This is a genomic window from Modestobacter sp. DSM 44400, from assembly GCF_900107175.1.
In the GTDB taxonomy this organism is placed as follows: domain Bacteria; phylum Actinomycetota; class Actinomycetes; order Mycobacteriales; family Geodermatophilaceae; genus Modestobacter.
This window is the reverse complement of sequence record NZ_FNOZ01000050.1, coordinates 1-26534: the sequence shown is the minus strand read 5'-3', so window position 1 is coordinate 26534 and position 26534 is coordinate 1. Positions and strand designations below refer to the sequence as shown.

General features: G+C 73.1%; 26 protein-coding genes and 2 pseudogenes. 15 read left to right on the top strand and 13 right to left on the bottom strand.

Translation table 11 applies throughout. The features are described from left to right. The 6 genes and pseudogenes from BLW04_RS21045 to BLW04_RS21020 all read left to right on the top strand — a co-directional run. A pseudogene (locus BLW04_RS21045) lies at positions 1-184 on the top strand (IS1380 family transposase); the annotation flags it as partial. Positions 185-514: 330 nt separating this feature from the next. Beyond that, positions 515-1390 carry an AAA family ATPase gene (locus tag BLW04_RS21040; protein WP_254781842.1) on the top strand — a complete coding sequence of 292 codons (876 nt, stop codon included), beginning with the start codon at positions 515-517 and terminating at the stop codon, positions 1388-1390. Between the two features lie 652 nt (positions 1391-2042). After that, a complete protein-coding gene (locus BLW04_RS21035; protein ID WP_139306950.1) occupies positions 2043-2375 on the top strand; it encodes a hypothetical protein in 333 nt (110 codons plus the stop codon). 147 nt (positions 2376-2522) lie between these two features. Continuing rightward, the gene (locus BLW04_RS21030; RefSeq protein ID WP_254781841.1) at positions 2523-2735 is read left to right on the top strand and encodes an exonuclease/endonuclease/phosphatase family protein; all 213 of its coding nucleotides are present in this window, start codon (positions 2523-2525) and stop codon (positions 2733-2735) included. Between the two features lie 165 nt (positions 2736-2900). Continuing rightward, positions 2901-3092: a hypothetical protein gene (locus BLW04_RS21025; RefSeq protein ID WP_091547022.1), complete on the top strand. Its 192-nt coding sequence runs from the start codon at positions 2901-2903 to the stop codon at positions 3090-3092. A 101-nt stretch (positions 3093-3193) separates the two neighbouring features. After that, on the top strand, positions 3194-4600 hold the full coding sequence (locus BLW04_RS21020) for an HNH endonuclease signature motif containing protein (protein ID WP_091547020.1): 1407 nt from the start codon (positions 3194-3196) through the stop codon (positions 4598-4600). Between the two features lie 7 nt (positions 4601-4607). Here BLW04_RS21020 and BLW04_RS21015 read toward each other — a convergent pair whose 3' ends face one another. Then, on the bottom strand, positions 4608-5495 hold the full coding sequence (locus tag BLW04_RS21015; RefSeq protein WP_091547016.1) for a PP2C family protein-serine/threonine phosphatase: 888 nt from the start codon (positions 5493-5495) through the stop codon (positions 4608-4610). 96 nt (positions 5496-5591) lie between these two features. Here BLW04_RS21015 and yaaA point away from each other — a divergent pair, with 96 nt between their 5' ends. The 3 genes from yaaA to BLW04_RS21000 are packed head-to-tail and all read left to right on the top strand — an operon-like array spanning position 5592 to position 9527. After that, a complete protein-coding gene (gene yaaA / locus BLW04_RS21010; RefSeq protein ID WP_091547013.1) occupies positions 5592-6329 on the top strand; it encodes a peroxide stress protein YaaA in 738 nt (245 codons plus the stop codon). A gap of 23 nt (positions 6330-6352) precedes the next feature. Further along, complete coding sequence (locus BLW04_RS21005; protein WP_091547009.1) at positions 6353-7789, top strand: amidase; 1437 nt, start codon at positions 6353-6355, stop codon at positions 7787-7789. Positions 7790-7802: 13 nt separating this feature from the next. Then, positions 7803-9527: a glycoside hydrolase family 13 protein gene (locus tag BLW04_RS21000; protein ID WP_091547007.1), complete on the top strand. Its 1725-nt coding sequence runs from the start codon at positions 7803-7805 to the stop codon at positions 9525-9527. Here BLW04_RS21000 and BLW04_RS20995 read toward each other — a convergent pair. Next, the gene (locus BLW04_RS20995) at positions 9524-9958 is read right to left on the bottom strand and encodes a PGPGW domain-containing protein (RefSeq protein WP_091547044.1); all 435 of its coding nucleotides are present in this window, start codon (positions 9956-9958) and stop codon (positions 9524-9526) included. The two genes, BLW04_RS21000 and BLW04_RS20995, sit on opposite strands and share 4 nt — an antisense overlap. 104 nt (positions 9959-10062) lie before the next feature. Here BLW04_RS20995 and BLW04_RS20990 point away from each other — a divergent pair, with 104 nt between their 5' ends. Then, a complete protein-coding gene (locus BLW04_RS20990) occupies positions 10063-10302 on the top strand; it encodes a hypothetical protein (RefSeq protein WP_091547004.1) in 240 nt (79 codons plus the stop codon). Positions 10303-10335: 33 nt separating this feature from the next. Here BLW04_RS20990 and BLW04_RS20985 read toward each other — a convergent pair whose 3' ends face one another. Together BLW04_RS20985 and BLW04_RS20980 are read right to left on the bottom strand one after the other, a co-directional pair. Then, positions 10336-15279, bottom strand: coding sequence for an NAD-glutamate dehydrogenase (locus tag BLW04_RS20985; RefSeq protein ID WP_091547001.1), 4944 nt, complete (start codon positions 15277-15279; stop codon positions 10336-10338). Between the two features lie 43 nt (positions 15280-15322). After that, positions 15323-15709: a phage holin family protein gene (locus BLW04_RS20980; RefSeq protein WP_254781840.1), complete on the bottom strand. Its 387-nt coding sequence runs from the start codon at positions 15707-15709 to the stop codon at positions 15323-15325. Between the two features lie 325 nt (positions 15710-16034). On the opposite strand from BLW04_RS20980, the gene BLW04_RS20975 reads away from it, so the two are divergent. The 3 genes from BLW04_RS20975 to BLW04_RS20965 all read left to right on the top strand — a co-directional run bounded on the left by BLW04_RS20975 (position 16035) and on the right by BLW04_RS20965 (position 19000). Next, the gene (locus tag BLW04_RS20975) at positions 16035-17225 is read left to right on the top strand and encodes an ATP-binding protein (protein ID WP_091546997.1); all 1191 of its coding nucleotides are present in this window, start codon (positions 16035-16037) and stop codon (positions 17223-17225) included. A 79-nt stretch (positions 17226-17304) separates the two neighbouring features. Next, entirely contained in the window at positions 17305-18054 is a 750-nt protein-coding gene (locus BLW04_RS20970) for a ZIP family metal transporter (RefSeq protein WP_091547037.1), read from the top strand. 16 nt (positions 18055-18070) lie between these two features. Continuing rightward, positions 18071-19000 carry an alpha/beta hydrolase gene (locus tag BLW04_RS20965; protein ID WP_091546994.1) on the top strand — a complete coding sequence of 310 codons (930 nt, stop codon included), beginning with the start codon at positions 18071-18073 and terminating at the stop codon, positions 18998-19000. A gap of 3 nt (positions 19001-19003) precedes the next feature. On the opposite strand, the gene BLW04_RS20960 is transcribed toward BLW04_RS20965, so the two are convergent. The 8 genes from BLW04_RS20960 to BLW04_RS20925 all read right to left on the bottom strand — a co-directional run bounded on the left by BLW04_RS20960 (position 19004) and on the right by BLW04_RS20925 (position 25495). Next, positions 19004-20773 carry a SpoIIE family protein phosphatase gene (locus BLW04_RS20960; RefSeq protein ID WP_175484187.1) on the bottom strand — a complete coding sequence of 590 codons (1770 nt, stop codon included), beginning with the start codon at positions 20771-20773 and terminating at the stop codon, positions 19004-19006. A 63-nt stretch (positions 20774-20836) separates the two neighbouring features. Then, positions 20837-21322 (bottom strand): hypothetical protein, encoded by a 486-nt coding sequence (locus tag BLW04_RS20955; protein WP_091546986.1) that lies wholly within the window; start codon positions 21320-21322, stop codon positions 20837-20839. Next, complete coding sequence (locus tag BLW04_RS20950; protein WP_091546982.1) at positions 21319-21681, bottom strand: response regulator; 363 nt, start codon at positions 21679-21681, stop codon at positions 21319-21321. The genes BLW04_RS20955 and BLW04_RS20950 overlap by 4 nt, the downstream gene beginning before the upstream one ends. Beyond that, positions 21678-22178: a chemotaxis protein CheX gene (locus BLW04_RS20945; protein ID WP_254781839.1), complete on the bottom strand. Its 501-nt coding sequence runs from the start codon at positions 22176-22178 to the stop codon at positions 21678-21680. Before BLW04_RS20945 ends, BLW04_RS20950 begins: the two co-directional genes overlap by 4 nt. Then, complete coding sequence (locus BLW04_RS20940; RefSeq protein WP_091546980.1) at positions 22175-22558, bottom strand: response regulator; 384 nt, start codon at positions 22556-22558, stop codon at positions 22175-22177. Before BLW04_RS20940 ends, BLW04_RS20945 begins: the two co-directional genes overlap by 4 nt. 1 nt (position 22559) lies before the next feature. Then, on the bottom strand, positions 22560-23384 hold the full coding sequence (locus tag BLW04_RS20935) for a CheR family methyltransferase (RefSeq protein WP_091546975.1): 825 nt from the start codon (positions 23382-23384) through the stop codon (positions 22560-22562). Beyond that, a complete protein-coding gene (locus BLW04_RS20930) occupies positions 23381-24487 on the bottom strand; it encodes a protein-glutamate methylesterase/protein-glutamine glutaminase (protein ID WP_091546965.1) in 1107 nt (368 codons plus the stop codon). The genes BLW04_RS20935 and BLW04_RS20930 overlap by 4 nt, the downstream gene beginning before the upstream one ends. Positions 24488-24586: 99 nt before the next feature. After that, entirely contained in the window at positions 24587-25495 is a 909-nt protein-coding gene (locus BLW04_RS20925) for a hypothetical protein (RefSeq protein ID WP_091547032.1), read from the bottom strand. A gap of 217 nt (positions 25496-25712) precedes the next feature. On the opposite strand from BLW04_RS20925, the gene BLW04_RS20920 reads away from it, so the two are divergent. Continuing rightward, positions 25713-25925 (top strand): type II toxin-antitoxin system Phd/YefM family antitoxin, encoded by a 213-nt coding sequence (locus BLW04_RS20920; RefSeq protein WP_254781838.1) that lies wholly within the window; start codon positions 25713-25715, stop codon positions 25923-25925. Further along, the gene (locus BLW04_RS20915; RefSeq protein ID WP_091546958.1) at positions 25922-26308 is read left to right on the top strand and encodes a type II toxin-antitoxin system VapC family toxin; all 387 of its coding nucleotides are present in this window, start codon (positions 25922-25924) and stop codon (positions 26306-26308) included. Before BLW04_RS20920 ends, BLW04_RS20915 begins: the two co-directional genes overlap by 4 nt. A 51-nt stretch (positions 26309-26359) precedes the next feature. Here the strand turns inward: BLW04_RS20915 and BLW04_RS28775 are convergent. Beyond that, positions 26360-26534, bottom strand: a pseudogene (locus BLW04_RS28775) (methyl-accepting chemotaxis protein); the annotation flags it as partial.

The following is a 26534-nucleotide window of genomic DNA, read 5'->3' as shown; positions in this document are numbered from 1 at the left end:
GTGGGAACCCAAGCGGCTGCGCACCCGCCTGTTCACCACCCCGGCGACGCTGGCCCGCACCGGACGCCGACGGATCCTGCACCTGGCCGAACACCACCCCTGGGCCGCGCTGGTCCGCGACGGGCTTGCACGACTCCGCGACGCCACCGCGGTGCTCGCCGCCCCGGCAGCCGCCTCCGGCTGACCCCCGGCGACCTGACCCGACGACCCGAAGGACACCCACCGGCCTGTGGAACCGGCGCCCACCCGAGCGACATCGGCCGATCCGTCACACCCCAATGCCATCCTGACGCCCACACGGGACCAGAAGCCGATGATCATGCTCCGCATCAAGATCACGGAAGATCGAGGCTAGGCTCCCGGCATGGCTTCCAACCGCAAGCCACTCGATGACCTGCGTGAGACTGTCGGTCGCCTGGGCGACCAACTTCCGCGGCCCGGTCTGCGGGGCGTGGACGACCTGGTGAGCGACCTCTTCGGCGGCCGCCCCGGGCCGGCTCGGCCGCTCTCGGCGGTGCAGGCGGAGCTCGATGGGCTCGTTGGGCTGGAGACGGTGAAGGAGCAGGTGCAGGCGCTCGTGGCCTTCTTGCAGGTGCAGGCGCGCCGCAAGGCGCACGGCCTGCCCGAGGTGGCGACGTCCCAGCACCTCGTGTTCCTCGGAAACCCGGGCACGGGCAAGACCACGGTGGCGCGGCTCCTGGCCGAGATGTACCGGGCGGTCGGCTTGCTGCAGAAGGGCCACCTGGTGGAGGTCGATCGGGCCGCTCTGGTCGGGCAGTACGTCGGTGCGACCGCGATCAAGACCGACCGCGTGATCCGCCGGGCACTCGACGGCGTTCTGTTCATCGACGAGGCCTACTCGCTGGCGCCGGAGGGCGACGGCCGGCTCGACTTCGGGCCCGAGGCGGTCGAGGTCCTGCTCAAGCGCATGGAGGATCACCGCCATCGCCTGGTGGTGATCGTGGCCGGCTACCCCCGCCTGATGGAGTCGTTCCTGCTCTCGAACCCTGGCCTCCGCTCCCGGTTCGCTCGCGAGGTCAGGTTCCCCGACTACTCGACGGACGAACTCGAGGCGATCTTTGCGATCATCCTGGCCCAGCACGAGTACGCGCTGGAGCCTGGCGCCGAAGCGACGCTCCGCCGTATCCTCGGTGGTCTCCGCCCTGGTGAGGAGTCCGGCAACGCGCGCTTCGCCCGCACGCTGTTCGAGCAGGCGCTCAACCGCCAGGCGCTGCGGCTGACGCGCGACGAGGACCGGAGTGTGGATGCGCTCGACCGTGCCGACGTAACGACGCTCACCGCGGACGACGTCGCCGAGGCTGCCCGCGCGCTGGGCGAGGAGCCAGCGCGTGAACCCGAGCCCTCTCGATGGCGACGCTGGCTCGGGTGACGTCCAGGACGGCGGTGGCGTCACGGCTGTGACCCAAGCCTTCGGCGAACCCCCGGCCTCCTGTTGACAGCGCTGGGGCTTCAGCCATCGCAGGAGTCGAGACACGGCCACGCTCGTCGTCGCGAAGGGGATTCTCATCTGGCTACGCCATAACAGACACGCCCTGGGGTGAGCCCAGTGGCACGCCTACACGCGCACACCACCGCTGACCCGCACCGCCCACCACAGCCCGCGCGCGCCACCACCAGAGAGCCGGTGCGGCCAGACGCCGCGGCGCTCGCCCACACTCCTGGCCGCTCCCGCACAACCGGCTCCCTCCGGCTGCAGCGGGTCGGGGAAGGGTGGGGCCGTAGGCCCATCCCGAAGGAACGCGCAGCGCCCTTCCGGCGACCCACTGCAGCCGGCATCCTCGGCCGGCTGCGAGGCGGCGTCGACGGCGGCAGGACGACCTCAGCTGCGTTCCGATCACGAGTTCAGTCCGCAGAAGCTCCGCGAACCGCCCAATCCCGACCGTCATAGGCCAGCGGTTCTCAACCACAAAACTGCAGGTCGGGGGCGCCTGTCAACGATCACCGCAGGTTGTCGAACACTGCGGATCAGTTCGACCGGAACTGCTGAGCTGTACCGCCCTCCGGTGCGGCACCATGGTCCGGTGCGAGTGCAACTAAGCGACCAGCGGTGGGACGAGGTCCTGGGGGGACAGCTGACCGCGCCGGACTCACGACGCTTCTCCAGGCGCACGACGCGGACCAAGCGGCGCGAGGGCGATGACCCCATTGCCGCCGGAGCGCCGCTGGTTCTCTACTACTGGGCCGGCGGGCAACTCGAGTGGTTTGACGCAGCCGACGCCGCGCAGCAGTGGCGTGCGGTCCGCGTCCACGTCACCTCCCAAGAGCCTCGCCCTACCGGCGATGTCGAGTGGACAGTCGGCCGATGGGAGGACGAGCGGGGGCAGCCCCTGTTGTTGCTGACCGGGCACTGCTGAGGCCGATGCCGGTTTCGTTCCGTCAGCCGGGAGCAGGAGCGGCGACCTCCGAATCCCTCTTCGGGGCACATCGGGGGCACGCAAGACCCTGATTGACCGAGATTGGAACTGATCGGCTGAGACGTATACATGCAGGCCACAGGTGGGATGGCCCTGTACCAGCTGGTCAGCGAGCACCCCCGATACCCTTGGGACTACACCCAGCTGCGCTTCCCCCGCCGCGAAGGCATGCGGATCGACTTCGTGCTCGGCTCCCCCGCGCTGCAGCGCCGAGTGACAAACGGGCTGGTAGACCGCGAGGAGCGGAAGGGCAAGGGCGCCAGCGACCACGCCCCGGTCGTCGTCGAGCTCGGGGACTGAGCAGCTCCTCGTCGCTAGCCGGCACCGCCCGGTGTGTTCGCTGAGCGCGCTGTAGACGACGCGCACAGGCGGCGGCAGGCCGCGGCGCAACTCTCGGCTGACCAGCCCCGCGCACCTATCGTGGTCTCACCTCGCGAAAAGAACGCCCGCTGCAGCCGGCCGGACGTGGCCGAGCGCCTCACGACCTTCGGTTCGGCGGCGTCGCTGTTCGTGCGAGGACTCACAGACGACGAGCTGAGCCGTTCCGCGCGGTTCGAGCCGGCCGGCGCCGACCTCACGGCGGAACAGGTCATCCAGACCGTGCTCATCCACCACGTCCAGGAGCACTTCGACAGCATCCGGACGGTCACGGCCTGAACCCGCCGACGGTTCCGCGGAACCGTCGGCGCCGGAAGGACCCGAGCCACGCACGCCGCTGACCTCCGGAACTGTCAGAACCTCCCGATAGCGTCGAACGCATGATCGAAGCGACGCGCCCCGACGCGGCCCCGCCTCCCGACGGCACGCCGGCCGAGCCGCTGGACCACCTGGCCGACCGCATCCGCGGCGGCGCCGTCCGGCTGGCCGCGGCCACGGCGGCCTGGCTGCGTCTGGTCGCCGACTTCGACGAGCGCGAAGGCTGGGCCGGGGTGGGCATCACCTCCTGCGCCCACTGGCTCGCCTGGCAGTGCGGCCTCACACCGGGCACCGCCCGGCAGCATGCGCGCGTCGCCCGGGCGCTGCGGAAGCTGCCGGTCATCGAGGAGGCGTTCGCCGGCGGCGAGCTGTCCTACTCCAAGGTGCGCGCCCTCACCCGGGTCGCCGAACCCGCCACCGAGGCCGAGCTGGTGGAGTTCGCCCGGCATGCCACCGCCTCCCAGGTCGAACGGACGGTGCGGGCCTGGCGTCGGGCCGACGACGTCGACGCCGGGCGCATCACCGACCGGCGACTCTTCTCGTGGTCGTTCGACGAGGACGGCATGGTGTCGATCCGGCTGCGGATGGCCCCCGAGCAGGGCACCGACTTCCTCGCCGCGATCGAGTCCCTCGCCGAGCGGGAAGCCCGCCGCGACCGGGCGGCGACGAAACGCGCGGCCACCGATCCCGGCGGCGGCGCGACGTGCGCCGATCCCGAGGTGGTGCCCCTCGGCGTGATGACCGAACGCCGCTGCCGCGCACTGACCCAGCTGGCGGTGGCGGCCGCGGACGCCGATCGACGGGCCGGTGACCCACCGCGACGCGAGGTGGTGGTTGTCGTGGACGCCGCGGTGCTCGCCGACGACGAGGCGGCCGGTCGCGCCCACCTGGAGGGCGGTCCGGCGATCAGCCCGTCGCAGGCCCGCCGGCTGGCCTGCGACGCCGCCCTCACGGTCGTCCTCACCGAGAGCGGGCAGGTGCTCGCGCAGGGCCGGGCCCGGCGCTACGCGACCCGCGCCCAGCGGCGCGCCCTGTTGGTCCGCGATGGTGGCTGCGCCCGGCCAGGCTGCGACGAGACACGGATCGAGCGCCTGCACGCCCACCACCTGCGGCACTGGCTGTCCGGTGGTCGCACCGACGTGTCCAACATGGTGCTGCTCTGCGACGTCGACCACGGCCTGGTGCACGACCTCGACCTGGTCCTCACCCGGCCAGGCGGTGTGCTGGTGGCAACGTCGCCCGACGGTCGGCGGTTGTGGGGCCCGGCCGAGTCGAACCGCGTGCTGTCCCTCGTCCCCCGGCGGTTCCGCGGAACCGCCGGAGCGGACGATGCCGTGCTGGACGACCTCCTCCCCGCGGCCGGCACGCTGCCCGCCGCCCTGCCCACGGACGGGGAGCGGATGGACCTGCACCACGTTGTGTGGGCGCTGATGGCCCACCGGGACGTCGTGCGGAGGCGAGCCGCCTGACCGCCCGCTAACGGAAGAGACTGCTCCGCCGGCGTGGCTGGGCGGCCGGCACCCGCCCGGGCCACAGCGCCTCGAGCGCCTCGGCGGTCTCCTCCCGGAAGTCCACCGCCGCCCCCACCGTGTACGGCTTCACCAGGCGTGGCTGCGGGTCTGCCGGGTCGGCCGCCCGGACATCCGCGACGACCACGGTGATGTTGTCGGTGGGAGGACCGGCCAGGGCGGCGTCGCGCAGGGCGGCCGCCGCCTCGGCCGGCGCCGGTGCGCCGGCCAGCAGCTGACCGATCCGGTCGGGCCGGACGACGTCGGAGAGCCCATCGGAGCAGACCATCAGCCGGTCGCCGGGCTGCGCGTCCAGCCGTAGCAGGTCCAGTCCGCCGAGGTCGTCGTCCCCACCGTGCAGCGCCGCGTAGACCGCCGACCGCTGCGGGTGCACCCGGGCCTCCTCGACGGTGAGCTCGCCCGCGTCGATCATCGCCTGCACCAGCGTGTGGTCGGTGCTCAGCTGGACCAGCATTCCCTCCCGCAGCTGATATCCGCGGGAGTCGCCGATGTGGGCCAGCAGCAGCCCCTCACCGTCGGCGTAGACCGCGGTCATCGTGGTGGCCATACTCCGCAGCCGCGGGCGTTCGGTGTAGGCCGCCCGGATCCGCTCGTTGGCCCCGGTCACCACTCGGACCAGATCGCTGGGTCCGGCCCCGGAGGCGCCGGACACCGCCCGCCCGGTGCCCAGCGGAGCCAGCCAGTTCACCACCAGGGAGGACGCCACCGCGCCGCCGACGTTGCCACCCACCCCGTCGGCCAGGGCGATCAGCAGCGGTGCCGCGCAGGCAGAGTCCTGGTTGTCCGGACGGGGGCCGGTCGTGGAGACCGCCGCAGAGTCCAGAACGAGCACCATGGTCGTGCACGTTAGATCACCGGGCACCGGTTCGCGCTGGTGGCGCGGGCACCCGGGCACATCCCGGTCGCCGGGGACGACCTACCGTTGCCCTCCGTGCTCGTCCTGCTCCCCCCGTCCGAGACCAAGCATCCCGGTGGCACGGGCGCCCCGCTCGACCTCGGTTCGCTCAGCACCCCGCAGCTGACGCCGATCCGCGCGCGGCTGGTCGACGCGCTGATCGAGCTGGCCGTCGACGTCCCTGCCGCCCGGGCGGTGCTCGGCCTCTCGGCCGCCAAGGACGACGAGGTCGCCCGGAACGCGGCGCTGCGCACCAGCCCGACACTGCCGGCGATCGAGCGCTACACCGGCGTCCTCTACGACGCGCTGGACGTCGCTTCCCTCACCCGCCCCCAGCGCCGCCGCGCCGCCGGGCGGCTGGCCATCGGGTCGGCGCTGTTCGGCGTCGTCCGGGCGGAGGACCCCATCCCGGCCTACCGGTTGTCCGCCGGGTCGGCGCTGCCCGGGCTGCCGTCGCTGCGAACACTGTGGAGGCCGGTGCTGAGCCCGGCCCTCGGCGCGACCGGCGAGCTGGTGGTCGACCTGCGCTCGGGCGCCTACGCCGACCTCGCCCCGGTGCCCGAGGCCATCTCCGTGCAGGTGCTGAGTGAGCGGCCGGACGGTACCCGTGCCGTGGTCAGCCACTTCAACAAGGCGCACAAGGGCCGGCTGGCCCGGCTGCTGGCCACCACGACCGCCGAGCCGGACACCGTCGTCCGGCTGCGCGCCCTGCTGCGCCGTGCGGGGTTGCACGTGGAACATGACGGCGGCCGCCGGCTCACCCTCGTGGTCTGACGCGTTCGGACTACGGTCGCCGGATGAGCAGCGTCGAGGACCTCTGCACCCGCCCGGCGACCGAACTGGCCGCGCTCGTCCGCGCCCGTGAGGTATCGGCCCGCGAGCTCCTGGAGGCCCACCTCGACCGGATCGAGCGGCTCAATCCGGCGTTGAACGCGATCGTCACCCTGGATGCCGAAGGGGCGCGCGCCGCCGCGGACGCCGCGGATGCCGCGCTCGCGGCCGGCGAGGACGTCGGCCCGCTGCACGGCCTGCCCGTCGCGCACAAGGACACCCACGCCACCGGCGGCATGCGGACGACGTGGGGCTCTCCGCTGCACGCCGACACCGTCCCGGCGCGCGACGAGCTGGTGGTGGCCCGACTCAAGGCCGCCGGCGCCATCCGGATCGGCAAGACCAACGTGCCGGAGTTCGCGGCCGGGTCGCACACCTTCAACACCCTCTTCGGCGCGACCCACAACCCGTACCGGCACGGCCTGTCGGCCGGCGGGTCCTCCGGTGGCGCCGCCGCCGCGCTCGCCGCCGGCCTGGTGCCTTTGGCCGAGGGCAGCGACATGGGCGGCTCGCTGCGCAACCCGGCGGCGTTCTGCAATGTCGTCGGCCTGCGCCCCACGCCGGGGCGGGTGCCGACGTACCCGGCGGCCATGGGCTGGTCGCAGCTGTCGGTCCAGGGGCCGTTGGGCCGGACCGTCGGCGACGTCGCGCTGCTGATGTCCGCGCTGGCCGGCCCGGACCCCCGGGTGCCGATCTCGCTGGGCGACGGCCCGGCCGGCTTCGCCGCCCCGCTGCCTACCGAGCTGGCCGGACTGCGGGTGGCCTGGGCCCCCGATCTGGGCGGGCAGGTGACGGTGGACCCCGCGATCACCTCGGTGCTCGCGTCGTCCGTGGGGGTGTTCGAGTCGCTCGGGGCCACGGTGGATGAGGCGTGCCCCGACCTGTCCGGTGCCGACGAGGTGTTCGGAACGCTGCGGGCATGGCTGTTCGAGGCGTCGTTCGGAGAGCTCTCCCGGCGCTCGCCGGAGAAGGTCAAGGAGTCCATCCGCTGGAACGCCGAGCTGGGGGCGAAGCTCACCGGCGTCGACCTCGCCCGGGCCGAACAGCTGCACACGGAGCTGTACGAACGCGTGGTGGGGTTCTTCGAGCGCTTCGACGTCCTGCTGGCGCCGACGACGCAGGTCCTGCCCTTCCCCGTGGAGGTCGAGTATCCGACCGAGATCGCCGGCGTCCCCCAGGACGACTACCTGGAGTGGATGCGTTCCTGCACCCTGATCTCGGCGACCGGCTGCCCCGCCCTGTCGCTGCCCGGCGGGTTCACGCCCGACGGGCTGCCGGTCGGCCTGCAGGTCATCGGCGCCCCGCGCGCGGACCGGCGGGTCCTGGAGGTCGGGCACGCATTCGAGCAGGCCACCGGCTTCGGCCGCCAGCGCCCTGACCTGGACCGACCAGCACAGCGGTGACCGGGACACAACGATGACCGGGACCCCCTGGTGGACCAGCGCCGTGGTCTACCAGGTGTACCCGCGGTCCTTCCAGGACTCCGACGGCGACGGGATCGGGGACCTGGGTGGCATCCGCCAGCGGCTGGACCACCTGGCCGACCTCGGCGTGGACGTCGTGTGGCTCTCGCCGGTCTACGCCTCCCCGCAGGCCGACAACGGCTACGACATCAGCGACTACCAGGCCATCGACCCCGTCTTCGGCACGCTCGAGGAGTTCGACGCGCTGCTCGCCGAGCTGCACGACCGAGGCATGAAGCTGGTGATGGACCTGGTGGTCAACCACACCAGCGACCAGCATCCGTGGTTCCTGGAATCCCGGTCCAGCACCACGAACCCCAAGCGGGACTGGTACTGGTGGCGGCCGCCGCGGGCCGGCCTGGCGGCGGGCAACCCCGGTGCCGAGCCGACCAACTGGCACTCGTTCTTCTCCGGGCCGACCTGGGAGCTCGACGGTGCCTCCGGCGAGTACTACCTGCACCTGTTCGCCCGCGAGCAGCCGGACCTGAACTGGGAGAACCCGCAGGTCCGCCAGGCCGTCTACGCGATGATGCGCTGGTGGCTGGACCGCGGGGTCGACGGCTTCCGGATGGACGTCATCAACATGATCTCCAAGGACGTCACCGCGGACGGCGGCGGCCTGCATGACGGGCCGCCGCTGCCCGGCGGCAGCTGGGGCGACGGGTCGGCGTCCTACCTCTGCGGCCCGCGGATCCACGAGTTCCTGCAGGAGATGCACGCCGATGTCTTCGCGGGTCGGGAGGACCGGCTGCTGACGGTGGGCGAGATGCCCGGCGTGACCGTCGAGCAGGCCCGGCTGTTCACCGACCCGGCCCGCGCCGAGGTGGACATGGTGTTCCAGTTCGAGCACGTCGGGCTGGACTTCGACGGCGACAAGTGGCACTCCCGGCCGCTGCGCCTGCGCGACCTGAAGGCCTCCTTCGGGCGCTGGCAGGCCGGGCTCGCCGACGTCGGGTGGAACTCCCTGTACTGGGACAACCACGACCAGCCGCGGGCGGTGTCCCGCTTCGGCGACGACAGTCCGGCGCACCGCCGCGACTCCGCCACCTGCCTGGCCACGCTGCTGCATCTGCACCGCGGGACGCCGTACGTCTACCAGGGCGAGGAGCTGGGCATGGCCAACGCGCCGTTCCCGACGCTGGCCGACCTCCGCGACGTCGAGTCGCTCAACCACCACGCCCAGGCGGTCGCGGCCGGCGAGGACCCGGACGCGGTGCTGGCGGCGATCCGGCCGGTCAGCCGGGACAACGCCCGCACGCCGGTGCAGTGGGACGCCACCGAGCACGCCGGCTTCACCACCGGGACGCCGTGGATCGCGGTCAACCCCGACTCTCGCGAGTGGAACGCCGCCGCGCAGCGCGACGACCCCCGGTCGGTGCTCGCCCACCACAAAGCGCTGATCGCGTTGCGGCACTCGTCCCGGACCGTCCAGCTGGGCGACTTCGCCATGCTGCTGCCCGAGCACGACGACGTGTACGCCTTCACGCGCGCGCTGGACGGCGAGACCCTGCTGGTGGTGTGCAACCTGAGCGGCACGCCGTACCCGCTCGACGAGCTGCTGCCGGAGGCGGCCGGCGCCGAGCTGGTGCTGGGCAACCTCACCGGACCCGACCCCGCCGCCGAGCCCGAGCTCCCCCGGCTGGCCCCCTGGGACGCCCGGGTGCTGCGGTTGCGCTAGACGCGGTAGGCACCGCCCTCACCGGGGACACCGGCCGGGCGGTCCGCCTTGGCGGCTTCGAGCCGCTCCTGACGGCGGGCGAAGACGACGGTTCCGACCAGGAACAGCCCAGAGAGGATGAGGACGACGGCGCTGAGCGTGTTCACGAACGGCAGGTCCACCCCGGCCAGCGCCAGCCCACCCACCACGACGAGCGCCAGGGCGGCCAGGACGGCGCCGGCAGCTCGCCACGGGCTCTTGCCGACCTCCTCGATCCCCTGCTCCGCCTTGTCCTTGGCGTAGTCCAGCGGCTTCTTGGCCCACGAGAACCGGGTGGCCAGCACCGCCAGCCCGGCGGCCACGAGCACGAAGCCGGGGCCGGGCAGCACGAGCAGCCCGATCCCGGCGAGTGTCAGCAGGCCACCCAGCACGGCGATGACGACGGTCTTCATGCTGCGGGGGTGCCCGCAGCGGCGGGCGGCCATGCACGGTCCGCCCGCCGCGTCCGCGCGAGCAGATCGTGAACTGACCCGCCAGGCCCTCCAGCTCACCGGCCATGCGGGAGTGGTCCTCGGCCGCCTGGGAGGTGTTCCCGGCACCGCTGGTGGTCTCCTCCACCACCTGCGTCACCCCGGTGATCGTGAGGGCGATCCCGGCCGACCCGGTCGCCGCCTCGGCCACGTTGCGGGCCATCTCGTTGGTGGTCGCCGTCTGCTCCTCGACCGCCGAAGCGATCGTGGTCTGCTCCGCCATGGACGTGATCACCTTGACGTCGGGAATGGCGGCAGCGCATTGACCAATTCGTTCCGGCGCACTGCGCCCCGACTCCTCAGCCCCGGCGGCGCAGGCCCCGCAGCGTGCGGACGGCGACCAGCAGTTCGGCCAGCTCGTGCCGGTCGCCGGCGGCCAGCTCGGCCAGCTGGGTCGCCGCGCGCTGCTGGCCGGTGTCCCAGACGGCGGCCCACTGCTCCACCAGAGCCGCCGCCGGATCGTCGTCCCCCGCGCGGAGGGCCAGCACGTCGGCGGTGAGCGCGGCCTGCTCGGCGGCCAGGTCGTCGCGCAGCGAGGCCCGCGCCATGGCCGGCCAGCGGCGGTCCTGGGGCAGTGCGATGAGCAGCTCCCGCAGCGGCACCAGGCTCAGCCGCTCGGCCACGCACTGCGACACCTGGCCGGCGAGCGCGATCGGCGCTCCGGTGGTCTCACTGACCACCGTCAGGTCCAGCGCGACCGGCAGCAGCGGCGCGGCGGCCATCTCCGCGGCCAGCGCCGCCGGTACCCCGGCCACCTGCAGCTCGGCCGAGCGGTCGGCGTAGGCCCGGGCGTCGGCGCCCAGCAGCCAGCCGGGCAGCCCGGCCCGGACCGCCGCCACGGGACCCGCGAACCGGTCCGTCACGGCGGCGAGGGAGGCGGCCGGCTCGGCGACGAGCTCGGGCGCCTGCAGCAGCCACCGGGCCGCCCGCTCGGCCAGCCGGGTGGCCTCGGTGCGCAGCTGCACCTGGACGGCGGCCGGCACCCGGTTGTCCAGCTCGCGGGGGGAGTCCCACAGCCGGTCCACGTCGAAGACCGCCCGGGCCACCGCGTGGGCCCGCACCACGGTCACCAGCGGTGCGCCGGTCTCCTCGCCCAGCCGGAACAGCCCGGTCACCCCGGCGGTGTTGACCGACCGGTTGCTCAGCGCCGTCGCCACGATCTCGCGGCGCAGCGGGTGCCCGGTCAGCGCGGCCGGGAAGCGCCGCCGCAGCGGAGCGGGGAAGTAGTCGGTGAGCAATCCGGCCAACGCGGCGTCGTCGGGCAGCCCGGAGGCCAGCAGCGCGTCGCCGACCTCGATCTTCGCGTAGGCCAGCAGCACGGACAGCTCCGGCGAGGTGAGCGCCTGGGAGTTCCGGCGTCGCTCGGCGAGCGCCCGGTCGTCGGGCAACGCCTCCACCGCCCGGTCCAGCCGGCCACCCCGCTCCAGGGCCAGCAGGTACCGCTGGTGGGCGTCGAGCAGGCTGCGCGCCGACGCGGCCTCGCCGGCCAGGGCGGCGTTCTGCGCGTAGTTGTCGGCGAGCACCGCCGCGGCCACCTCGTCGGACATCTCGACCAGCAGCCGGGCCCGGCTGACGGCGTCCAGCCGGCCCTCGTCCACCACCCGGTTCAGCGCGATCTTGATGTTGACCTCGTGGTCGGAGGTGTCCACGCCGGCGGAGTTGTCGATCGCGTCGGTGTTCACCCGGCCGCCGGACAGCGCGAACTCCACCCGGCCGCGCTGCGTCATCCCCAGGTTGCCGCCCTCGCCGACCACCCGGACCCGCAGCTGCCGGCCGTCCACGCGCACCGCGTCGTTGGCCTTGTCCCCGACGTCCAGGTGGCTCTCGGTCTCGGCCTTGACGTAGGTCCCGATACCGCCGTTGAACAGCAGGTCGACCGGCGCCAGCAGCACCGCGTGCACCAGCTCGGCCGGGCTCAGCGCCTCGACGTCGTCGGCCAGCCGGAGGGCGGTGCGCATCGGGGCCGACACCGGCACCGACTTCGCCGTCCGCGGCCACACCCCTCCGCCGGCGCTGATCAGCGCGCTGTCGTAGTCGGCCCACGACGAGCGGGGCAGCTCGAACAGCCGCAACCGCTCCGCGTAGGACGTCGCGGCGTCCGGCGTGGGGTCGACGAAGACGTGCCGGTGGTCGAAGGCCGCGACCAGGCGCAGGTGCTCCGACAGGAGCATCCCGTTGCCGAACACGTCGCCGGACATGTCGCCGATGCCGACGACGGTGACCTCCTGGCTCTGCACGTCGACGCCGAGCTCCCGGAAGTGCCGGGTGACCGACTCCCACGCGCCGCGGGCGGTGATGCCCATCGCCTTGTGGTCGTAGCCGACCGACCCGCCGGAGGCGAAGGCGTCACCCAGCCAGTACCCGCGCTCGATGGCCACCGAGTTGGCCAGGTCGGAGAAGGTCGCCGTCCCCTTGTCCGCGGCGACCACCAGGTAGGTGTCGTCGCCGTCGTGCCGAACGACCCGCTGCGGCGGGACGACGTCGCCGTCGACCAGGTTGTCGGTCAGCGACAGCAGCGCGCCGATGAAGAGCTTGTAGCAGGCCTGCCCGTCATCGGACGGGTCGAGGACGACGAAGCCGCCCTTGGCGCCGGTCGGCACGATGACGACGTTCTTCACCGTCTGCGCCTTCACCAGCCCGAGCACCTCGGTGCGCAGGTCCTCGCGCCGGTCGCTCCACCGCAGGCCCCCGCGGGCGACCGCGCCGAACCGCAGGTGGATGCCCACCACCCGCGGCGAGCTCACCCACACCTCCCGGGCCGGCCGGGGCTCGGGCAGGTCGGGGACGGCGTGCGGGTCCAGCTTGATCGCCAGCGGCAGGTCGGAGAACACCCCGGCGGTGTAGGCGGTCGTCCGCAGCGTGGCCCGGACAGCGGCCAGCAGCGAGGACAGCACCCGGTCAGCGTCCAGGGAGTCGACCGAGCCGATCGCCCGGGTCAGCGACCCGACCAGCTCGGCCTCCCGCTCGGCGCGGCCGGTCGTCCGGTCGGGGTGGAAGCGGGTCTCGAACAGCGCGATCAGCCGGGCGACGACGTCGGGGTGGGCGGCCAGCGTCTCCTCGACGTAACGCGAGCCGAAGGACAGGCCGCCCTGGCGCAGCCACTGCACGTAGGCCCGCACGACGGCGACCTGCCGCCAGTTCAGCCCGGCCAGCAGCACCAGCGCGTTGAGGCCGTCGTCCTCGGCCAGGCCGGTCCAGACGGCGGTGATCGCGTTGGTGAACCGCTCCGCCAGGCTGCCCGGGAACGGCACGTCCCCGCCCGGCGCGGCCAGCCCGAAGTCGTACACCCAGGCCAGCGGCGCGCCGATCCGGTCGATCTCGTAGGGCCGCTCGTCGACGACGTCCACGCCCATGTGCTGGAACACCGGGAGCACGTCGGACAGCAGCAGCCGCTCCCCCACCCGGTAGACGGTCAGCCGGCGGGTGCCCGCCGACACGTCGCGCGGCGTCCACAGCCGCAGGTCGACGTCCCCGGGCGTCAGCCGGTCCAGCCGGATGAGGTCCTCGACGGCCCGCTCGGCCGGGAAGTCCTCCTGGTAGGCGGCGGGGAAGGCGTCCGCGGCGCGGGCCAGCAGCCGCTGGGCCTCCCCGTCGTGCCGGGCGACGAGGGCGTCGGCCAGCTCGTCGGTCCAGCTGCGGGCCGCGTCGGCCAGCGCCGTCTCCAGCGCCGGGACGTCGACGTCGGGCAGCGTGGGGCCCTCGCTGCGACTCACCGGCACCCGGACGACGAAGTGCAGCCGGGTGAGCACCGACTCACTGGACCGCACCGTGTACTCGACGCTGGTGCCGCCCAGCCGCTCCAGCAGCAGCTGCTGCATGGCCAGCCGCACCTGGGTCGTGTACCGGTCGCGAGGCAGGTAGACCAGCGCGGAGAAGAACCGGCCGAACGGGTCGCGGCGCAGGAACAGCCGGGTCTGCCGCCGTTCCCGCAGGTGCAGCACGGCCAGCGCGACGGGCAACAGCTCGTCGATCCCGATCTGCAGCAGCTCGTCGCGGGGATAGGTCTCCAGAACGTCGAGCAGCTCCTTGCCCGAGTGGCTGTCGGCCGGCACCCCGGAACGGGCCAGCACGGCCGCGGCCGTGCGCCGCACCAGTGGCACGTCGCGGACGCTGCTCGAGTAGGCCTCGGTGGGGAAGAGCCCCACCAGCCGGTGCTGCCGGTCGCGACCGCCCTCCCCCGCCCCGGAGAGGGTCACCGCGACCACGTCCAGCCAGGCGGGGCGGTGCACGGTCGAGCGGGCGTCGCCCTTCGTGACCACGATCCGCTGGGCGGCGACGACGTCGGGGGCGGCCAGGCCGGCCGGGACGACGGGCGTGCCGGGGTCGGTGTCGCTGCGCAACACGCCGAGCCCGGAGCCGGGCACCGCCGCGGAGCCCGAGGGGACGAGGTCGACCGAGCGGGCGCCGAGGAAGACGAAGTTGCCCTCAGCGAGCCAGCGCAGCAGGTCGGCGGCCTCGTGGGGATCGGCGACGGGGTGCGGGTCGGCGCCCGGGTCGGCAGCCCGGACCGGGAGCTGGTCCAGCGCAGCGGCGAGCTCGCGGGCCCGGGCAGTGAGCCGGTCGGCATCCTCGTGCACGGCGCGGACGTCGCCGAGCACGGTGCGCAGCCCGGTCAGCAGGTCACCGGCGGCCTCCTCGTCGACCGGGCCGTCCAGGACCACGGCCATCCACGACTCGGGAAGCGCGTCGGCCCCGCAGGCCCCGGCGTCGGTGCTGTCGCAGAAGGCGAGCAGCCGGCCGGCGACGTCCCGGCGGACCACCACCACCGGGTGGACGACGTGGTCCAGGACGACGCCCTGGCGGACCACCTCGGCGGTGACCGAGTCGACCAGGAACGGCATGTCGTCGGTGACCACCCGCAGCACCGCGACGCCGTCGTCGCGCCGGTGCACCTCCAGGGTGGCCGAGCCCTGCGGCCGCGACGCGGCCAGGCGCAGGTGGCCCAGCGCGAGCCGGGCGAGCTCGGCGGGGTCGCGCCCGACGACCTCGGCGGCCGGCTCGCCACCGAAGAAGCGGTGCAGCAGGGCCGGCAGGTCGGCGGACTGAATGCCCGCCGGCAGCTCGCCGCCGCCGGGCAGCTGGCGCTGGGCGGCCGCGGCGGCCCGGTCCAGCAGCTGGCGCTTCTCCTCCTGGGCGGCCTCCAGCGAGGCCATGTCGACCGGCATGTCGGCGGGCAGCTCGACCAGCCGGTCGGGCCCACCGTCCGGGGCGTCGACGGACGGAGCAGAACCGAGCAAGGCCATGCGGGTCACGCTAGTGACCCGAGTCGCACCCGTCATGCGGGGCTCAGCTGCTGCGGACCTTGAGCGGCAGCAGCAGCTCGGCGATCCAGCTGAACAGGGCGATGAGGAAGCCGCCCGCGACCGCCGACCAGAACCCGTCGACGTTGAACCGCTCGGAGATCGCCGCGGTGATGCCCAGCAGCGCCGCGTTGATCACCAGCAGGAACAGACCCAGGGTGAGCAGCACGAACGGCAGCGACAGCAGCCGGATCACCGGCCCGAGCACGGAGTTGACCACGGCGAACAGGAGGGCCACCCACAGGTAGGTGCCCGCCCGGTCGGCCGTGGTGCCGGCAGCGTCCACGGTGATGCCGCTGATCAGCCGGGTCACCACGTACATGATCACGGCCAGGACGACGACGCGGAGCGCGAATTTGACGATCGTGTTCACCCGCGCACGGTAGCGCCGGTGATCACCTCGTTCCCCGTCTCGCCGCGTCTAGCCCTCTCTCGGGTCGCGGCTAGATGCGGGCAGAATCTTCTTGACGCTCGCCACTGCAGAGCTGGCCGGACCGACCGTCGTCCACGTGGACAAGGACTTCGATCTGATCGCCGAGATCACCGGGCAGCCGAGCGGCGCTCTGCATGTGTCGAGGCTTCTCTGGCGCGATCTAGCAGGCGGAGTAGAGAACCACAGACGCCGCTCGACATGCCCGCACTAGGCCCTTCTAGCGGCGTCTACCGACTGCTCTAGAGCGCCCGATATCCTGCTCGACATGGACCCCGTGCGGAACCCGTACGCCCCCGGCGCCGGCCAGCGACCGCCCGAACTGGCCGGCCGGGACACCGAGCTCTCCGCGTTCGACGTCGTCCTGGAGCGGATCGCCCACGGCCGGCCGGAGCGCTCCCTGGTGCTCACCGGGCTGCGCGGCGTGGGCAAGACCGTGCTGCTCAACCAGCTGCGGTCCCAGGCCATCTCGCGCGGCTGGGGCACCGGGAAGATCGAGGCGCGGCCCGACCAGTCGCTGCGCCGTCCGCTCTCGGCTGCCCTGCACATGGCACTGCGCGAGCTCGGACCCAGGCACCGCGACCAGGAGTCGATGGAGCAGGTGCTCGCCGTCCTCAAGGCCTTCGCGCTACGGCAGACGGCGGACGCCAAGGTGCGCGACCGCTGGCAGCCGGGCATCGACGTGCCGGCCGCCACCGGCCGGGCGGACTCCGGGGACATGGAGATCGACCTGGTCGAACTGCTCAGCGATGCCGCCGGGGTCGCCGCGGACGTGGGCAGCGGCGTCGCGCTGTTCATCGACGAGATGCAGGACGTGCAGCCCGACGACGTGTCGGCGATCTGCGCCGCCTGCCACGAGCTCTCCCAGCAGGGCGCGCCCCTCATCGTGGTCGGCGCCGGGCTCCCCCACCTGCCGGCCGTGCTGAGCGCCTCCAAGAGCTACTCCGAGCGGCTGTTCCGGTACCTGCGCATCGACCGACTGGACCGGGTCGCCGCCGACCGGGCGCTGCTGGCGCCGGCCGAGCGGGAGGGCGTCGCGTTCGACGCCGCCGCCCTGGACGCCCTGTACGCGGCCGCCGACGGCTATCCCTACTTCGTGCAGGCCTACGGCAAGGTCACCTGGGACGTCGCCGCCTCCTCCCCCATCACCGCCGCTGACGTGGCGATGGCCGCACCCGCCGCCGAGGCCGAGTTGGCCGTGGGGTTCTTCGGCTCCCGCTACGACCGGGCCACCCCCGCCGAGCGGGAGTACATGCACGCCATGGCCGAACTCGGCGGCCCGGCCGGCGCCGCAGTGGGCACCTCGGACGTCGCGGTGTCGCTGGGCCGCAAGCCCGCGTCGCTCTCCCCGGCCCGGGATTCGCTGATCAAGAAGGGCCTGGTCTACTCGGCCGAGCGCGGGCAGATCGCCTTCACCGTCCCGCACTTCGGCCGGTACCTGCTCAGTCACGCCGACTGAGGCACGTTTACCGGACTGTTGCAGAAGGGCAACAGTCGTCCAGTCGGGACCGCATCAGGGCCCCTACCGGGAGGTGACCGTGCCCACGTGGCTGCAGGCGGGACTGTGGGGCCTGCTGGGGGGTGGTGCGCTGGTCATCGGCGCGGCGGTGGCCTGGTTCGCCCGGGTTCCCCGCAAGGTGGTCGCCTCGGTGATGGCCTTCGGCTCGGGCGTCCTCATCTCCGCGGTGGCCTTCGACCTGATGGAGGAGGCCGCACAGACCGGCGGCCTGCTGCCCACGGCCGTCGGCTTCCTCGGCGGCGCGGCGGTCTACCTGGCGGCCAACCTGGTTTTGGCCCGCCACGGGGCCCGGCACCGCAAGCGGTCGGGGGACCAGCAGCCCTCGGAGCAGGAGAAGTCCGGAAGTGGGGCGGCGATCGCGATCGGCGCCCTGCTGGACGGCATCCCGGAGTCCGTCGTCCTCGGCGTGGGCCTGATCGGCGGCGGCGCGGTCAGCTTCCCGGTGCTGGCCGCGGTCTTCATCTCCAACGTGCCCGAGGGCCTGTCCAGCGCGGCCGGCATGAAGCGCAACGGCCGGTCGGCGGCCTACGTCTTCGGCGTCTGGACGACGATCGCCGTCCTCAGCGGGCTCTCGGCGCTGATCGGCTACGTCGCACTCGGCTCGGCACCCCCGGAGGTGATCGCGGTCATCACGGCGGTTGCCGCCGGCGCGATCCTGACCATGATCGCGGACACGATGATCCCGGAGGCCTTCGAGAACACCCACGCCTGGACCGGCTTGATCACCACCGTCGGTTTCCTCGTCGCCTTCGCGATCGACCTGGCCTGAGGGCAGGGTGGAGCCCATGACCAGCGACGACGACACCCGCAGTCCCGAGGAGATCACCGTTCCGGTGGCCGGCGGAGACCTGGCGGCCCTGTACTGGGCGGCCGACGCCCCCGGCGCCCCGCTGGTGGTGCTGCTGCACGGGATCACCGCCAACGCCCTGACCTGGGCGCCCGTCGCCGCCGCACTGGCCGGGGAGTGCGAGGTGGTCGCCCCCGACCTGCGCGGCCGGGCGCACAGTGCCGGCCTGCCCGGGCCCTACGGCCTGTCCGCCCACGCCGCGGACGTGACCGCGCTGCTGCAGCACTTCGGGGCCGACGGGAACGACGGCGCGCAAGTCACCGTGCTGGTGGGGCATTCGATGGGCGGCTTCGTCGCCGCACTGGCCACCGCCGGACAGGCCCGCGACCTCGTGCACGGGCTGGTCCTCGTCGACGGCGGGCTGCCGCTGGCCGTGCCACCGGCCGCCGACGTCGACGCCGCGCTGGCCGCCGTCCTGGGCCCCTCGCTGGCCCGGCTGGACCGGACCTTCCCCGACCTCGCCGCCGTCCGCGCCTTCTGGGCCGACCACCCGGCGGTCGGTGCCTGGGTCGACTCCCCCGCGGTCGCCGCACACCTGGCGCGCGACGTGACCGGCAGCCCGCCGGAGCTGCGCAGCGCCGTCGTCCGGGAGGCGGTGCGAATGGACGGCGCCGACCTGCTGGACAACGAACTGGTCCTCGAGGCGACCACCGACTTCCCGGTGCCGACCACCCTGCTCTGGGCGCCCCGCGGCATGATGGGCGACCCGCCAGGCCTCTACGACGAGGTACGGCTGGCCGGGATGGGCCTGGCCGACGCCGGCGTTGCCGCCGGCGAGGTGCCCGGCACCGACCACTACTCGATCCTGTGGTCCGAGCCGGGCGTAGCTGCCGTCGTCGGCGCCGTGCGGTCCCTGCTGAGTCGATGAGGCTCAGCCGGTGATCGGCCGGACGGCCGGCACCAGCTGCGGCCCGGCCTCCACCGGACGCCGGGCGCCCTCCGGGTGCGCACGGACGGCGAGCACCGCGACGTCGTCCTCGGCGCCGTCGCCGCCCAGCATCCCGGCGAGCAACCCGTCGCACAGCGCCTCGAGCGACTGCCCGGCCAGCTCGGCCGCCAGGGTGCGCAACCGGTCCCGGCCGGCGTCGAGGTCGGACGTCCGGCGTTCGAAGAGACCGTCGGTGAACAGCAGCAGCGTGCTGCCGGCCGGCAGCACGACCACACCGCCGGTGCGCGGCCCACGCCAGCCGATACCCAGCGGCGGGCCGACCGGGCAGTCCAGGTCCGCGACCGTCCCGTCGGGCAGCAGGAGCAGCGGCATCGGATGACCGGCGGTGGCCCAGCGCAGCCGGCGGACGCCGGTGACCGCGTCGCCCAGGTCCTGCTCGACCCGGGCCACCAGGGCGGTGGCCAGCGTCTCGGCGCCCAGGCCGACAACGGCCAGGTCCACCCGGCGGAGCACCCCGGCCGGCTCGTCCTGCCGGTCGTAGGCGATCGCCCGGACCAGCGTCTTCAGCTGTGCCATCGCCGCCGCGGCTTCGAGGTCGTGGCCCATCACGTCGCCGATCACGAGCACGGTGGACCCGTCGGGCTGGAGGAACGCGTCGTACCAGTCACCCCCGATGGAGATGCCCCTGGTCGCCGGCCGGTAGCGCACGGCCAGCTCCAGGTGGTCGGGCTGGACCGGCGCCGACAGCAGGCTGCGCTGCAATCGCTCGGCCACCTGGCCCTGCGCGGTCGCCAGCCGGGCGTTGTCCAGGGCCAGGGCGGCCCGGTAGGAAGCCACGGCCGCCGTGCGCAGCTCCAGGTCGGTGAACCGCCCCCGTCCGCTCCCGTTGACCAGGGTGAGCGCGCCGAACAGCTCGTCGCGCGCGATCAGCGGGAAGACGGCCACCGCGGAGGGCGCCAGTTCCTGCACCGCCTCGAGCGCCTCGGGATCGCCGACCATGCCCTGGAGTTGTACGTCGGTGAGCTCCTGGATCACCACGGGCGTGCCCTCCCGCAACGAGGTGGGCACCGGGGCGGTGGCCCGGTTCGTGCGCGACCGCAGGTCGGCGTAGCGGTGCAGCGCGGGAGCCATGCCCGGGTCCCGGTGCGCTCGGCCGACATCCCGCCGGCGCCCGTCTTCCACCACGGTGACCATGCACATGTCGGCGAGGGTGGGGACGACGAGCCCGGCGAAGCGGTGCACCGCCTCGTCCGGGTCCAGGGTCGAGGTCATCGCCTGGCTGATGTCGCCGAGCAGCATGAGGTGCCGGCCGATCAGCTCGACCGATGCGGCGGCGGCCTCCGCTCGCGCAGCCGCCGCCTCACGGGCCTCGGTCGCCTCCTCACGGGCCTCCTCGACCCGATGCCGCTCGGTGACGTCGTCGTAGGTGACCACCAGCCCGCCGTCGGTGCGGAAGGCATCGACCTGGAACCGGATCTGCAGTGGCTCGAACCAGGCCTCGAAGCTCGACGGGGCACCGGTCTCGGCAACCTGCCGGTAGTTCTGCTCGAACGGGCTGTCGACCGTCTCGGGGTACTTGTCCCAGATGACCCGCCCGACCACGGCGTCGACCGTCTCGCCCAGCAGGGCCGCCCCGGCGGGGTTCATGTAGCTGAACCGCCACTCGGCGTCCAGCACGAACAGCGGGCGGGCCATGCCCTCCACGGCGCGCACCAGCAGGTCGGCGGGCGCAGCTCCGCCCGTCGTCGTCATGCGACCACTGTGCACCATCGCGGCGCATACGCCGTAAACCCCCGCCGTCCGGGGCCGCCCCGGTCAGGCGACGACGATGGACAGCGCTCCCCTGCCGTAGCCGGCCACGTCGACGTCGAGGTCGATGCGGTTGAACCCGGCGGCCAGGCCGGCCAGGTCCGCGGGCACGGACTCCCCCGGCGCATACAGCTTGTACAGCTTCGAGTGGGTCACGCCGCCGCCGTTCAACATCGCCGCGGCGACGTTGACGACCTCGTACACCACCTCCAGGTGCATGTCGGACAGCTCGCCGTCCTCGATGGCGTCCTCCAGGCCGCCCTTCGGGAGCAGCGCCAGCGCACCGGCGCACCAGGCGGCCAGCGGCACGTCCATCAGGCAGATGGCGTTGGTGGACAGCTGCGGGTCGACGTAGACGGCCAGCGCGGCGCCGTCGTTGAGCGACACCGGGTCGCCGGGGGCCACGGTGACGTCCTTGCCGAGCAGGCCCTCCAGCAGGTCGCGGACGTCCTTGGGGGCCGGCAGGATCGCCGGGGCAGGGGGGGCGGTCACGAGAGCACCCCGTCCAGCGCGTCGCGGAAGTTCTCCTCGGTGAACGGCTTGGCGATGAGGAAGAGGGCGCCGGCGTTGGCTGCCTTCTCCCGCATCTCCGGGGAGCCCTCCGAGGTCACGAAGCCGAAGGGCACCTGTGACCCGGCGGCGCGCAGCGCCTCCAGGCACTCGATGCCGGTCATCTCCGGCATGTTCCAGTCCGAGAGGACCAGGTCCGGCTTCTCGGCGCCGACCATCTGCAGCGCCTCCCAGCCGTCCTCGGCCTGGATGATCTCGTGATCGTCGTAGCCGGCCTGACGGAGGGTTCGGATGACGATCTGCCGCATCACGCGACTGTCGTCCGTCACCAGGATCTTCACTGCGGCACCTCGTTCCGCTCGGTGTGCGGCGTCCCGATGGCGCCCTGCACGATGATGGTCAGCGACTGGCCACGCCACTGGGCGTCGACGCGGCACAGGTCGTCCGGCCGGAAGGCCGGAGGGATGGGCCCGGTCTGCGGCAGACCGAGGGAGGAGGGCTCGCGCAGCAGCGACTTCACGTTGCCGCCGAGCACGTTGGCGAGCTCGCCGAGGGCGTCGTCGACGTCCTCGGGCTCGATGACGGCCGGGGGGCGGGCGCGGAGGAGGCACTCGGTGAGGGCGACCGCGGTCGCCTCCTCACAGGTGACGACGACGGCACCGCACCACGGCCCGGTGATCTGCACCCAGGCGCTCACGGTCACCTCCGTGGCCGGCACCGGCAACGGGACGAGCACCTCGCCGTCGCCGACCAGGGAGGTCCAGACGTCGTCGGCGATGCTCTGCACGGTGGCCGCGTCGACCATCGTGGTGATGGCCTCCTGCACGGGGGCGCTCACAGGCACATCTCCACGGGGAGCAGGCCGAGCAGGGCGAGCTTGTCGCGCATCGCGTCAGCGGTGAACGGCTTGATCATGTACTCGTGCGCGCCGGCGGCCAGCGCCCGCACGATCCGGTTAGTCTCGCTCTCGGTGGTGACCATCATCAGCGTCACCTGCCGGTAGGCGGGGTTGCTCCGGACGGCGGAGACGAACTGCAGCCCGTCCATCACCGGCATGTTCCAGTCGACGCAGGCGAGGTCGGGCAGGTAGCCCTCCTCGAGCACGTCGAGGGCCTGCTGGCCGTCGCCGGCCTGCCGGGTCTCATAACCGAAGTCCTCCAGGATGCTGCCGACGATGCGCCGCATGGCACGGGAGTCGTCGATCACCAGGGCTCGCACGTCAGTTCCCCTTCCGAGGGCGGTAGGCAGAGCCGCGGCCGAGGACGACCCGCTCCCAGTTGTCGTCCACGCCGAGAGTGGTCTCGGCGCCACCCAGGAACAGCCAGCCGTCCGGGCGCATGAGCGCAGCGACCCGACGCAGGATGGCCTGCTTGGTGGCCAGGTCGAAGTAGATGAGCACGTTGCGCAGGTAGACCACGTCGAAGGGCCCCATCCGCGGCAGCGGTGCCGCGAGGTTGCACTCGGCGACGGTGACCGTCCGGCGCAGCGCAGGCGAGATCTCCCACTCGTTGCCGGCGCGGGTGAAGTGGCGGACCAGCATCGATGCCGGCAGACCACGGTTGACCTCGAGCTGGCTGAACCGGCCGGCGCGGGTGCGCTCGACCATCTCCCGCGAGAGGTCGGTCGCGGTGATCGAGACGCGTCGGGCGGCGTCGGGCAGGGCATCGGACACGAGCATGGCGATCGTGTAGGGCTCCTGGCCGCTGGAGCAGGCCGCCGACCAGATGTTCAGCCGCTCCTCGGGACGCCGGGCGGCGACCAGCGCGGGCAGCACGGTCCCCGTCAGCGCGGTGAACGGGTCGCCGTCGCGGAACCAGGAGGTCTCGTTGGTGGTGAGCGCCTCGACGATGCGCCGGGTGGTCGCGGCGTCGGGCCGGCCGCGCACCGACTCGACCAGCTCGCTCACCCCGGAGAGCCCCCGCTGCTGGGCCATCGGCAGCAGCCGGGCCTCGACGAGGTACTCCTTGCCCGGCTGCAGGACGATCGCGCTCTCCTTGTGCACCAGCTGGCGCACCCAGTCGAAGCTGGTGGCCGTCAGGGTCATCGTCGGGCTCCTGAGGCGAGGGGGCGGGCCACGGGCAGCAGCCGGCTGATCGCCTCGGCGACCCGTCCGAGCGGCAGGACCTCGTCGGCGTGACCGGCCTGGGTGACGGCGCCGGGCATTCCCCAGACGACGGAGGTGGCCTGGTCCTGGGCGATGACGGTGCCGCCGGCCTCGCGGATCCGACCGGTGCCGATCCGCCCGTCGGACCCCATGCCGGTGAGCACCACGCCGAGCACGGCACCGTCGTAGGCGGCGACCGCGGAGCGGAAGAGGACGTCGACGGCCGGCCGGCAGAAGTTCTCCGCCGGCCCCTGGTCCAGGGCGGTGCGCCGGACGCCGCCGGTGCCCGTCACCGTCAGGTGGAAGTCGCCGGGGGCGATGTGCACGGTGCCCGGCGCCAGCGGGGTGCCGGCGACGGCCTCGACGACCTCGAGGGCACACAGCCGGTCCAGCCGCTGGGCGAACTGGCGGGTGAACACCGGGGGCATGTGCTGGACCAGCAGCACCGGCACCGGCAGGGCGGCCGGCAGTAGCGGCAGCACCTTGGTCAGCGCCTCGGGCCCGCCTGTGGAGGAGCCGATGACCAGGATGGCCGGCTCCTGGCGCGCCCGGACGCGGGGCGCCGGCGGACGGGGGGCGACCGGGGCGGTAGCCGGGGCCGGGGCGCCACCGGTGAGCGGGCGGCCGGTGAGGGCCTTGATCTTGGGGACGAGTTGCTGGCGCACGCTCTCCATCGACTCGCCGACACTGCCGACGTTGGCCGGCTTGGTGACGTAGTCGTTCGCGCCGGCGGACAGCGCGTCCAGGGTCGCCGAGGCGCCCCGCTCGGTCAGCGTGCTGAACATGATGATCGGCACGCGGCTGCGCACAGACCCGCCCGCGCCGGCCCGGATGGCACGCACCGCCTCGATGCCGTTCATGTCCGGCATCTCGATGTCCATGGTGACCAGGTCGGGCTTGAGCTGGTCGAGCTTCGCCACCGCGAGGCGGCCGTTCGGCGCCGTCCCGACCACGGTGATCATCGGGTCCTGGGACAGCACGTCGGTCACGATCTTCCGAACGACGACGGAGTCGTCGACCACCATCACCCGAATGGGCTCCACGCGCGTTCCCCCGCAGCTACCGATGTGCGCAGCCGGTGGGCCGCTCACCACTCCTATCGGCAGCAGGCCCTGATGGGTTGAGCCCGACGTGCGGGGGACTCAGACGGGCAGGTGCCGCCCGGTGACGAGCGCCCACGGCTCGCCGAGCACGGCCAGCGACGCCTCGTCGAGCAGATCGGCCATGGCCAACCCCTGCACACAGCCGGCCAGCGCGTTCCAGACACCCTCGGCACCGTCGCGGGCAGTGAGGCCGCCGTCGGTGAACGCCTGCACGGCCATCAGCTGGGTGGCGGCCAGCGTCCGGGTGCGCCCGGAGACGTGCGCGGCCCAGGCGGCACCGTGCATGGCGGCGGCCCAGGGGCGACGCTGGGCCCGGACGGCGTCCACCGCGATGCGCCAGCGGAGGCGGCCGGCCTCGTCGAGCCCGCGGACGGCGCCCAGCAGTTCGGCGATGCCGGCGGCGGCCGGGCCGAGGTCGGGTCGCGGCGGGGCGGCCAGTGCCGTGGCCGCGGTGTAGGGCGCGGTGAGTTCGCGGCGGACCGGTAGCTCGAGAGCGTCGGCGGCCCACCAGCCGGTGGCCGCGTCGGCCAGCACGTCGGCGGCCCGGCCGAGTACGTCCGGGTCCAGGAGCGGGGCGACAGCGTGCTCGGCGCCGAGCGCGTCCTCACGCACCAGCCGCTCCAGCGCGGGGGTGTTACCGATCGTGCCCTGTTCGAGCAGGGCCACCAGCCGGGCGGTGCGGATCTCGGCGCCGGTGACGGCGTCCGGCACGTCCCGCAGCTGGGGAACGCCGGTCGCGGCGAGCTCGTGGGCCCGGCGGGCGCGAACGACGTGCGAGGCTCGCTCGGCGGGCGTGCGGCCGTATGCGGGGTGTGCGGCGGCCAACCGGTGCAGCGTGTCGACGTCGGCGGCCAGCGCCGTCAACAGGACGTCGGCGACCTGCCCGCCGGCGGCCAGCCGGACCAGGTCGAAACCGAGCGTTGCGGCGCTGACCAGGGAATAGGGCACGGTCGCCTCCAAGGGGGTGGTTCGCCCATCGTGGAGGCGACCGCCGCGAAGCGCCATGCGGCCCTCACCCGGACGCGGGACAGTCCGGGAGTAAAGAAGGCGCGTCACTCACTCAGAGCCATGGACACCGGACTATGAGTAGAAAGGAGCCGACGTCCGTCAGGGCCTCCGGCCGACGCCGGTGACTAGACTAGCTGAGATGACTAGGTCGGTCGGCGTGCACGAGGCGAAGACGCATCTCTCTCGATTGCTGGAGCAGGTCGCTGCCGGTGCCGAGGTGGAGATCACCAACCGTGGGCGAGTGGTCGCCCGGCTGGTCGGACCCGCGCGTAGCCGGCCGAACCTGGGTTTCGACCGTGGTCGAATCCGAATGGCCGATGACTTCGACGCACCGCTGCCAGAAGACGTGCAGGCGGCGTTCGAGGCGTGAGACTTCTCCTCGACACCCACGTGCTGCTGTGGGCGGCCTCCACTCCTGGACGACTCGGGTCGGCGCAACAGCTCCTGCTCGATGCAGAGGAGCGACTGCTCTCCGCCGCGAGCAGCTGGGAGCTCGCGATCAAGCGGAGCCTCGGCAAGCTGGAGCTTGGTACCGACGTCCGGTCGTGGGTCGCCCGTGCCGCCGAGGAACTCCAGCTGCAGCGGCTCAGCGTCACCCACGAGCACGCGGCCGCTGTGGAACACCTGCCACCGGTGCACCGTGACCCCTTCGATCGGCTCCTGATCGCCCAGGCATGGTCCGAAGGTGCAGTCCTGCTGACTGCTGACCGCGCTCTCGTGAGGTACGGAGATGTCGTCCGCCTCGTCGGCTGAATTTCATCCGAACAGGGCCAAGGGGCGATTTTGGCCCTGTCCGGTCGGTGCTCAGTAGGTGAAGGCGCCCACGGCGCTGCGCAGGTCGGAGGCCATCCGGGACAGCTCGTCGACTGCGACCCGGGTCTGGCGGCGATCTCGGTCGACCCCCCGGCGGCCTCCTGCACCGACCGCGACATCTCATTCGTCGTCGCGGTCTGCTCCTCCACCGCCGAGGCGATGGTCA

Excerpts from the sequence above, each read along its gene's own strand:
- BLW04_RS21005 (WP_091547009.1), top strand. The coding sequence starts at position 6,353 with ATGAGCAGCGTCGAGGACCTCTGCACCCGCCCGGCGACCGAACTGGCC.
- BLW04_RS20935 (WP_091546975.1), bottom strand. The coding sequence starts at position 23,384 with ATGACCCTGACGGCCACCAGCTTCGACTGGGTGCGCCAGCTGGTGCAC.
- BLW04_RS20965 (WP_091546994.1), top strand. The coding sequence starts at position 18,071 with ATGACCAGCGACGACGACACCCGCAGTCCCGAGGAGATCACCGTTCCG.
- BLW04_RS21030 (WP_254781841.1), top strand. The coding sequence starts at position 2,523 with ATGGCCCTGTACCAGCTGGTCAGCGAGCACCCCCGATACCCTTGGGAC.
- BLW04_RS21020 (WP_091547020.1), top strand. The coding sequence starts at position 3,194 with ATGATCGAAGCGACGCGCCCCGACGCGGCCCCGCCTCCCGACGGCACG.
- BLW04_RS20990 (WP_091547004.1), top strand. The coding sequence starts at position 10,063 with ATGCGGGAGTGGTCCTCGGCCGCCTGGGAGGTGTTCCCGGCACCGCTG.
- BLW04_RS20985 (WP_091547001.1), bottom strand. The coding sequence starts at position 15,279 with ATGGCCTTGCTCGGTTCTGCTCCGTCCGTCGACGCCCCGGACGGTGGG.
- BLW04_RS20960 (WP_175484187.1), bottom strand. The coding sequence starts at position 20,773 with ATGACGACGACGGGCGGAGCTGCGCCCGCCGACCTGCTGGTGCGCGCC.
- BLW04_RS20995 (WP_091547044.1), bottom strand. The coding sequence starts at position 9,958 with ATGAAGACCGTCGTCATCGCCGTGCTGGGTGGCCTGCTGACACTCGCC.
- BLW04_RS21000 (WP_091547007.1), top strand. The coding sequence starts at position 7,803 with ATGACCGGGACCCCCTGGTGGACCAGCGCCGTGGTCTACCAGGTGTAC.
- BLW04_RS20975 (WP_091546997.1), top strand. The coding sequence starts at position 16,035 with ATGGACCCCGTGCGGAACCCGTACGCCCCCGGCGCCGGCCAGCGACCG.
- BLW04_RS21015 (WP_091547016.1), bottom strand. The coding sequence starts at position 5,495 with ATGGTGCTCGTTCTGGACTCTGCGGCGGTCTCCACGACCGGCCCCCGT.